Origin of the sequence: Streptomyces sp. NPDC051020 (genome assembly GCF_040683105.1) — a bacterium.
Classification (GTDB): domain Bacteria; phylum Actinomycetota; class Actinomycetes; order Streptomycetales; family Streptomycetaceae; genus Streptomyces.
In genome coordinates, this window is sequence record NZ_JBFBCG010000020.1 from 96,907 (window position 1) to 103,910 (window position 7,004).

The following is a 7,004-nucleotide window of genomic DNA, read 5'->3' on the forward strand; positions in this document are numbered from 1 at the left end:
CTCTTGCTGTCGCGGCGTTCCGGCCCGCGTACTGATGCGTAGTCACCAGAATCCCGGAATCCGGGCCGTGCCGGTACCCGGATCGCAAATCTCCCCGGTGCAGCGCCGGGCGAAGCTGCGTGGCAGGATGAGCCCGTCCGACAGACTGTTGAACCAACGGGCTGCGGTACGGAAGACCGAGGGAAGGACCGGACCCGGCGTTGAGTGAGAATCAGAATCTTCTCGCGGAGCAGCGGCGTGCACTGATCCTCGACGAGGTGCGCCGGCGCGGCGGGGTCAGGGTCAATGAGCTGACCCGCAAGCTGAGCGTCTCCGACATGACCGTGCGCCGGGACCTGGACGCGCTGGCCCGTCAGGGTGTCATCGAGAAGGTGCACGGCGGCGCTGTGCCAGTCGTCGAGGCGAGTACGCACGAGCCCGGTTTCGAGGCCAAGTCGGCGCTGGAGCTGACCGCCAAGGAGGACATCGCGCGGGCCGCCGCGGCGATGGCCGTTCCCGGCAGTGCGATCGCGCTCTCCGGTGGTACGACGACCTATGCGCTGGCCCAACACCTGGTGGACGTACCCGAGTTGACGGTGGTGACGAACTCGGTGCGGGTCGCCGAAGTGTTCCATGCCGCGCAGCGGTCGACGGGCGGCCCGCGGGCCGGGGCCGCCACGGTGGTGCTCACCGGTGGGGTACGGACTCCGTCCGACTCCCTGGTCGGCCCGGTCGCCGATCAGGCGATCGGTTCGCTCCACTTCGATGTGCTGTTCCTCGGGGTGCACGGCATCTCGGTCGAGGCCGGGCTCTCGACACCGAATCTGGCGGAGGCGGAGACCAATCGGCGCTTCGTGCAGTCGGCGCGGCGGGTGGTGGTGGTCGCCGATCACACCAAGTGGGGCACGGTGGGCCTGAGTTCGTTCGCGACGCTGGAGCAGGTGGACACCTTCGTCACGGATTCCGGTCTGTCCGCGGGCGCCCGGGAGGAGATCCAGGAACATCTGCCGGGCCTGGTAGTGGCGGGCGAGACCGCGGCCGGCGACCTCTCCGAGGGCTGAGGAAACGGGGATCCCGAGGGCGAGCCAGAGTTTCCGCTCGGCTCGCTCCGTGGCCGGGACGCCCTAGGATCCTGCTGTGGCCGTATTCCGGGTCGAGCGATTCACCTCCCTCCCTGCCGCCGAGTCCTGGCGCCGGGTGACCGACTGGGAACGGCACTGCGCACACGTCCCGCTGACCCGGATCACCGTCCCGGCCGGACTGCCCACGAGGATCGGGACCGTCTTCGTCGCTCGCACGGGTGTGGGCCCGCTGGCGTTCCACGATCCGATGGAAGTGGTGCGCTGGATGCCGCCGGTGACCGGGCGAGCCGGGCTCTGCCGGCTGGAGAAGCGTGGTTCGGTGGTGCTGGGCCGGGCGTCGATCGATGTGTATCCGACGGAGTCCGGGTCCCATGTCGTGTGGGTGGAGGAACTCCGTATCCGGCTGCTGCCGCAATGGGGCGATCCGCTGATCGCGGCAGCGGGCCGCCGACTGTTCGGCCGGGTGCTGGACGGTCTGCTCGACGTCACGGTGCGGCCATAACGGCCTCCCCCACGACAGGGAGCCGTGACTCCTGCGGTACGCGGCTGCCGCCTCGGCCGTGCAGCCGACCTGACAGCCAGGCAGCCGCGCCGTTGGACCAGCGCCCGATGTGACCGTCACACGATCGACTCGTTTGTCGGTACGACGGTTATCGCCAACGGCTCGGAAGGCACCGATCCCATGCCGATCCACCCATCCCGGCAGCGCTCCACCCGCGGCAGCGAACGCCCCGGCGTCCAGCAGGCCGAAGCCGCGCTCGTGGAACACTACCCGCGTCTCGTCCGGCTCGCCTACCTCGTTCTGCCGCCGTCACTCGGCCGGCACCGACGGGTCCTCGCCGCCCATGCGGCCGTCCAGCGCGCCCTGCCCGGCCGGCGCACCGCCACCGCGGGGCCTCCCGAACCGCTCCGGACCCGGGTCCCGGCACAGGGGCGGAGCGTACCGTCCCCGAGGAACCCCGCCGCGGCGCACGGCGCCACCTCCGTATACGCCTGGGTGCGGCTGCGGGTGCTGCGTACCGCGCTGGCGTACGAGCGGCGGCCCCGCTGGTGGCCCGCGCGGATCCCGGCACCGGCCTCGCTGCGCCCCGCGCTCCCCTTCGTCCGGGGGCTGCGGCTCTTGCCGCGCACCGGTGGCGCGGAGGAACTGGCCCTGGACCGGACACTGTCCACGGTGTCCGCTGCCGTGCGGGCGGCGTTCACGCTGCGGCTGCTGGAGGAGCTGACCGACCTCGAGGCGACGGTGCTGCTCGCCCGGGCGGGGGCGAGCGATGCGGCGGGCGCGGTACGTGCGGCCGGACGGCTGGAGTCCGCCGACCGGCCGCGGACCGAATCGCTGCTGCGGTCCGCCGAGTTCGACCCGTGCACGCTCCAGACCCGCCCCAGCGATCTGTTGCGGCGCAGGCGCCGGTTGCGGACGGTGGCCTCCGCTGCCGCGCTGTGCGTGATGGCGGGCGGTCTGGTCGTCCTGGCCGCCGAGAACGGTCGGGGCGGGCCCGTGCGGGCCGGGTCCGTCGCCGTCGATCCGGCAGCGCTGCTGCGTACGGCTGCCACGGAATGGGCGGACACCTCGCGCGTCGACTTCACCGTGTGGCCGGCCCGCGGCGACCGTACCCAGGACCGGAATCTGCTCGGCCGGGCGCTGCGTACCTGGGGGCACACGCCGCGCAGCGTCCACGTCTCCACGTCGCCCGGGACGCTCTCCGTACCGCCCGCCCAGCCGCCCCGACTGCTGTACGCGGGCGAGGTGGACGGTGCGGCCGTGGTGCTGTTCCACGACGGCGGCGTTCGCGTGGTGCGTTACGCGGAGCCGCTGACCGGAGCCGGGGCGGCCGCGCTCGACTTCGCCCGGACCGATGACGCGGACGTGACGACGGGGGCGGCCGTCGTGATCAGTCGCCGGGGGGACAGGGCCCGGTTCCTGCTCGCCCCGTGGGTCTCGGAGACGAGCACGCGCGACCTGTTGGCGCCGAACGCTCCGGCGCGGTCGCTGAAAGTGGGCCGCGACGGTGTCACCGCACCCGTATCGCACCCCTCGCCGGGTCGCAACTGTGGCTCCTGGCCGGTGATGCAGCTGCGCTCCTCGGAGCGCATCGCCGACAACCACTCATTCCTCCTCACCGATCTGGGCGATCTCGCTCCGGTGCATCTCACGTACACACCGCTGCCCGGCAAGGGCGCGCCGCCACGCGGGCCGCGCGAGGCGACGGGTGGTCCGGCCCTGCTGAGCTGGGCACGTACGGCGTGCTCGCTGCGGGCGCTGCGAGGCAGCGGGGTCCGTGCGGTCAACAATTGGGCCTTTGCCCGGCAGCCTCTCCCAGAGGGCGGGACACCGGCGGACTGGGTGTGCACCCGGGCCGACACCTGGCAGGGGCCCGGCCGGGTTCTGGTTCAGTTCCTACAGCCCACCGCATCGCTGACCGCCCCTGGGGCGGTGGTGGCCGACCGGCCCGATACGGCGCTGTGCAGCCGGTTCGGGCAGCACGTCCTGGCGGGCACGCACTGGAGGGCACCGTCCGGCCGGTGGTACGTGCTGGCGGCGGGCAGCCGGGCCGTCAACCGGATCGAGGTGACGGGCGGCGTGCGCGGGTCGGCGGGCGGTACGACGCTGGCGGTACGGGCACCGCAGGACGCGCAGGTGGAGCTGAAGGCCCGGCTACGCAAGGGCGGGACGCTGTCCGCGGTGCGCTGAGAGGAGCGGAACGAGAAGTTCGACGTAACGTCAGTACAGCTGAAGACATCTGACGGTGAGACGGGTACGGTACGGCTCGCCGCGGGCCGGGTGTGTCCGCCGCCGATCGCACGGGAGGTGCGCCCCATGGCACGTCGGCTCCGCTCCGTGGATGGCGGCTTCGTCCGGACCGCCCCGCTACGGCTGGTCTTCGCCGCCGAGGCGTCAGCACCTCCCGCGGTGGTGTACCGGGCGCTCGCCGAGGAAGTCGACGGCTGGCCCGGCTGGTTCACCGCGGTGACGGCGGCGCGGCCCAACGGGGCGGGCGCGGGCCGCGAGATCCGGCTCAAGGGTGGCACGGTGTTCCACGAGACAATCGTCGCGAAGGAGCCCGGCGAGCGCTACGCGTACCGGGTCGACGAGACCAACGCACCTTCTCTGCAAGCCCTGTTGGAGGAGTGGCTGCTCACTCCCACGGCAACCGGGACGCGCGTGCAGTGGACCTTCGCCGCCGACGGGTCCGCGGCGTTCCGGTTCGTCCTGCGACTGGGCCGGCCGGCGCTGGGCCGGGCGTTCCGGGACGCGGTGCGCAATCTCGACAAGCGGCTGGCCGCAGCCTCCACCTGAGAGCGGGGCGGTCGGGTCACTCCCCCCGTCGCCGTCGACGGCCTCGCGCATCAGGTCGGGATGACCGTGGTGACGGCCGGGCTTCAGCAGGGCCAGTTGCCGGTGGTCAGGAAGCGTCGGATCGTCGCGGTGTACGGGGCGATGTCCAGGCCCTGTTCGGCGAGCCAGTTGTCGGAGTAGTACTTGTCGAGATAGCGGTCTCCGGGGTCGCAGAGCAGGGTGACGATACTGCCGGTGCGGCCCTGGTCCAGCATTTCGGCGACGAGTTTGAACGCGCTCCACAGCCCGGTGCCGGTCGAGCCGCCTGCCTTGCGGCCGATGGCTTGTTCCAGCGCGCGCACAGCGGCGACGCTGGCCGCGTCCGGCACCTTCATCATCCGGTCGATGGCGCCGGGCAAGAAGCTCGGTTCCATCCGGGGCCGTCCGATCCCCTCGATGCGTGAACCGCAGTCGCTGGTGGCGAGGGCGTTGTGGTCGGTCCAGCCGTCGAAGAAACAGGAGTTCTCCGGGTCGGGCACACAGATCCCGGTGTCGTACTGCATGTAGTGCACATAGCGGGCGATGGTCGCCGAGGTGCCGCCCGTCCCTGCGGTGGCGACGATCCAGGTGGGCTCCGGATAGCGCTCCAGCCGCAGCTGCTGGTAGATCGACTCGGCGATGTTGTTGTTGCCGCGCCAGTCGGTGGCCCGCTCGGCGTAGGTGAACTGGTCCATGTAGTGGCCCGCGGAGTCGGCGGCGAGCCTGGCGGACTCCTCGTACAGCTTCTGGGCGTCGTCGACGAAGTGGCACTGACCGCCGTGGAATTCGATCAGCCGGCACTTCTCGGAGCTGGTGGTGCGGGGCATCACCGCGATGAACGGCACCCCGATCAGCTTCGCGAAGTACGCCTCCGAGACGGCCGTCGAACCGCTGGACGCCTCGATCACCGGCCTGCCCGGCCGGATCCAGCCGTTGCAGAGCCCATAAAGGAAGAGCGAGCGGGCCAGCCGGTGCTTGAGGCTGCCCGTGGGGTGCGTCGACTCGTCCTTGAGGTAGAGATCGATCCCCCAGGTCTCGGGCAGCGGGAAACGCAGCAGATGCGTATCAGCGGAGCGGTTGGCGTCGGCCTGGACCTTGCGGACGGCCTCCTTCAGCCAGGCCCTGTAGTCATGGTCGGTGCGGTCGATGTCGACGGTCGCCGTGACCTCGCCGTCGGGCCTGCGCTCACTGGTGTTCATCAGCACGCTCCTGCTCGTCGTGACCGGAATTGCGGGCCACCGGCCCCCGGACTCCGCATCCCACGATAGGCCCCCTACCTGCACAAACTTTGACTTTGGGGATCCATAGCACTGCCTTGGTGCCGGGGAGCGGGACGGTTGCGGCACGCCGTGGCGCATGCGCGACATGCCGCCTCGCTGCGACCTGGTGCGTCTGTGACCGTGCGGGCAGACTGACCGTCAGAAGCGTGACGAAGGGGGCGAACCAGCCATGAAGGAAACGGAGTTCAGCGCGACGGGGGTACGGATCGAGCGGTGGGCCCGGTCACTCACCAGGGCCGGTCAAGTGATCGTCAAGGACGGCCGGGTGGCACTGCTGACCAGTTACGGGCGGGAGATCGACAGCGCCCCGGCGGGGGCGGTGCGTGCGCGCAGGCCATGGTTCGCCGGAGTCGACTCGACGGTGGCGCGGGTCAACGGGACGTGGTACCGGCTGACCATGGGGCAGCGCGACTGCGGACCGGCCCGTGCGGAGCCGTCCCGCCGTTTCCTGGAGGCACTGCGCAGCGCGGGCGGCCGGCCGGGACGAGAAGCGGGGTCGGCCGGGCGGCGCTGACGGTGCGCCACGACCGGGTCACCGCGAGTTGCGGAGCCCTGACCCCTGAGCGACATTGGAGTCGCGTCACTCATGGTTTACCGGCGGTGACACTGTGATCCAGCCCGCCGGACCAGGAACGGCAGACGGCCACCCGCCGACTCCGTTCCGTCGTCTTCTTCCGGACCTATTTCGGGGAGTCGCAGCCGTGATCAGCGAGCCAAGCAGGCACTGCACGGTGGAGCTCCAGGCCCTGCCATCGCGGATCGGTCAGGTCCGCAGAATCATCTCGGCGCAATTGCGCTACTGGCATCTCGACCCTCTGATCGACCAGGCAGCGCTCGGCGTCACGGAGCTTCTCACCAATGTCCACCGGCATGCACAGCCGGACAAGACGTGCACCGTCGAGATAGAGCTGCTGCTCGAACGTCTGACGGTCTCCGTCCACGACCACGACCCGCGGCTGCCGACCATACGCGCGGCCGACGCCTCCAGCACCTCGGGGCGCGGACTCGCAATGATCGCCGCGGTCAGCGAGAGCTGGGGGTTCCGGCCATGGGGCCGGGCCGGGAAGGTCGTCTGGTTCACCCTGCCGGCGCCTGCCCCGACGGTGGCTCTGCCGTCGAACTCGCTGTACGGGGCGACGACCGACGGCCCGTTCGGCGCCGTGACCACCACGTCTCCCCTGGAGGCGGTGGCGCACACCGACGCCCGGTCCGCCGTGGTCGGTTAGGGCCTGATCCGAAAGACAGGCCCTGGACGTATGAGGTCGCCGCGGCGCTCTCCGCCGAATACGGCATCGGGGTACGCGACGGACTGTTCTGCGCCCACCCGCTGGTCCGCACTCTGCTGGG

The 7,004-nt window shown here is 71.0% G+C and carries 7 protein-coding genes; 6 read left to right on the plus strand and 1 reads right to left on the minus strand.

Translation table 11 applies throughout. The annotated features are described in order from the left end of the window. Nucleotides 1-200 precede the first annotated feature (200 nt). From AB0N06_RS13800 to AB0N06_RS13815, 4 genes are all read left to right on the plus strand, one after another. Entirely contained in the window at nucleotides 201-1,040 is an 840-nt protein-coding gene (locus tag AB0N06_RS13800) for a DeoR/GlpR family DNA-binding transcription regulator (RefSeq protein WP_366134883.1), read from the plus strand. Between the two features lie 76 nt (nucleotides 1,041-1,116). Then, on the plus strand, nucleotides 1,117-1,563 hold the full coding sequence (locus AB0N06_RS13805; protein WP_366134884.1) for an SRPBCC family protein: 447 nt from the start codon (nucleotides 1,117-1,119) through the stop codon (nucleotides 1,561-1,563). A 180-nt stretch (nucleotides 1,564-1,743) separates the two neighbouring features. Beyond that, entirely contained in the window at nucleotides 1,744-3,753 is a 2,010-nt protein-coding gene (locus AB0N06_RS13810) for a hypothetical protein (protein WP_366134885.1), read from the plus strand. A 126-nt stretch (nucleotides 3,754-3,879) separates the two neighbouring features. Next, nucleotides 3,880-4,359: an SRPBCC family protein gene (locus AB0N06_RS13815; protein ID WP_366134886.1), complete on the plus strand. Its 480-nt coding sequence runs from the start codon at nucleotides 3,880-3,882 to the stop codon at nucleotides 4,357-4,359. Nucleotides 4,360-4,442: 83 nt separating this feature from the next. Here AB0N06_RS13815 and AB0N06_RS13820 read toward each other — a convergent pair whose 3' ends face one another. Continuing rightward, entirely contained in the window at nucleotides 4,443-5,576 is a 1,134-nt protein-coding gene (locus AB0N06_RS13820; RefSeq protein WP_366134887.1) for a PLP-dependent cysteine synthase family protein, read from the minus strand. Between the two features lie 250 nt (nucleotides 5,577-5,826). Between AB0N06_RS13820 and AB0N06_RS13825 the strand changes: the two genes are divergently transcribed. Further along, nucleotides 5,827-6,171: a hypothetical protein gene (locus tag AB0N06_RS13825; RefSeq protein ID WP_366134888.1), complete on the plus strand. Its 345-nt coding sequence runs from the start codon at nucleotides 5,827-5,829 to the stop codon at nucleotides 6,169-6,171. Nucleotides 6,172-6,358: 187 nt separating this feature from the next. Further along, entirely contained in the window at nucleotides 6,359-6,883 is a 525-nt protein-coding gene (locus AB0N06_RS13830; protein ID WP_366134889.1) for an ATP-binding protein, read from the plus strand. Nucleotides 6,884-7,004: the final 121 nt, after the last annotated feature.

Excerpts from the sequence above, each read along its gene's own strand:
- AB0N06_RS13810 (WP_366134885.1), top strand. The coding sequence starts at position 1,744 with ATGCCGATCCACCCATCCCGGCAGCGCTCCACCCGCGGCAGCGAACGC.
- AB0N06_RS13815 (WP_366134886.1), top strand. The coding sequence starts at position 3,880 with ATGGCACGTCGGCTCCGCTCCGTGGATGGCGGCTTCGTCCGGACCGCC.
- AB0N06_RS13820 (WP_366134887.1), bottom strand. The coding sequence starts at position 5,576 with ATGAACACCAGTGAGCGCAGGCCCGACGGCGAGGTCACGGCGACCGTC.
- AB0N06_RS13825 (WP_366134888.1), top strand. The coding sequence starts at position 5,827 with ATGAAGGAAACGGAGTTCAGCGCGACGGGGGTACGGATCGAGCGGTGG.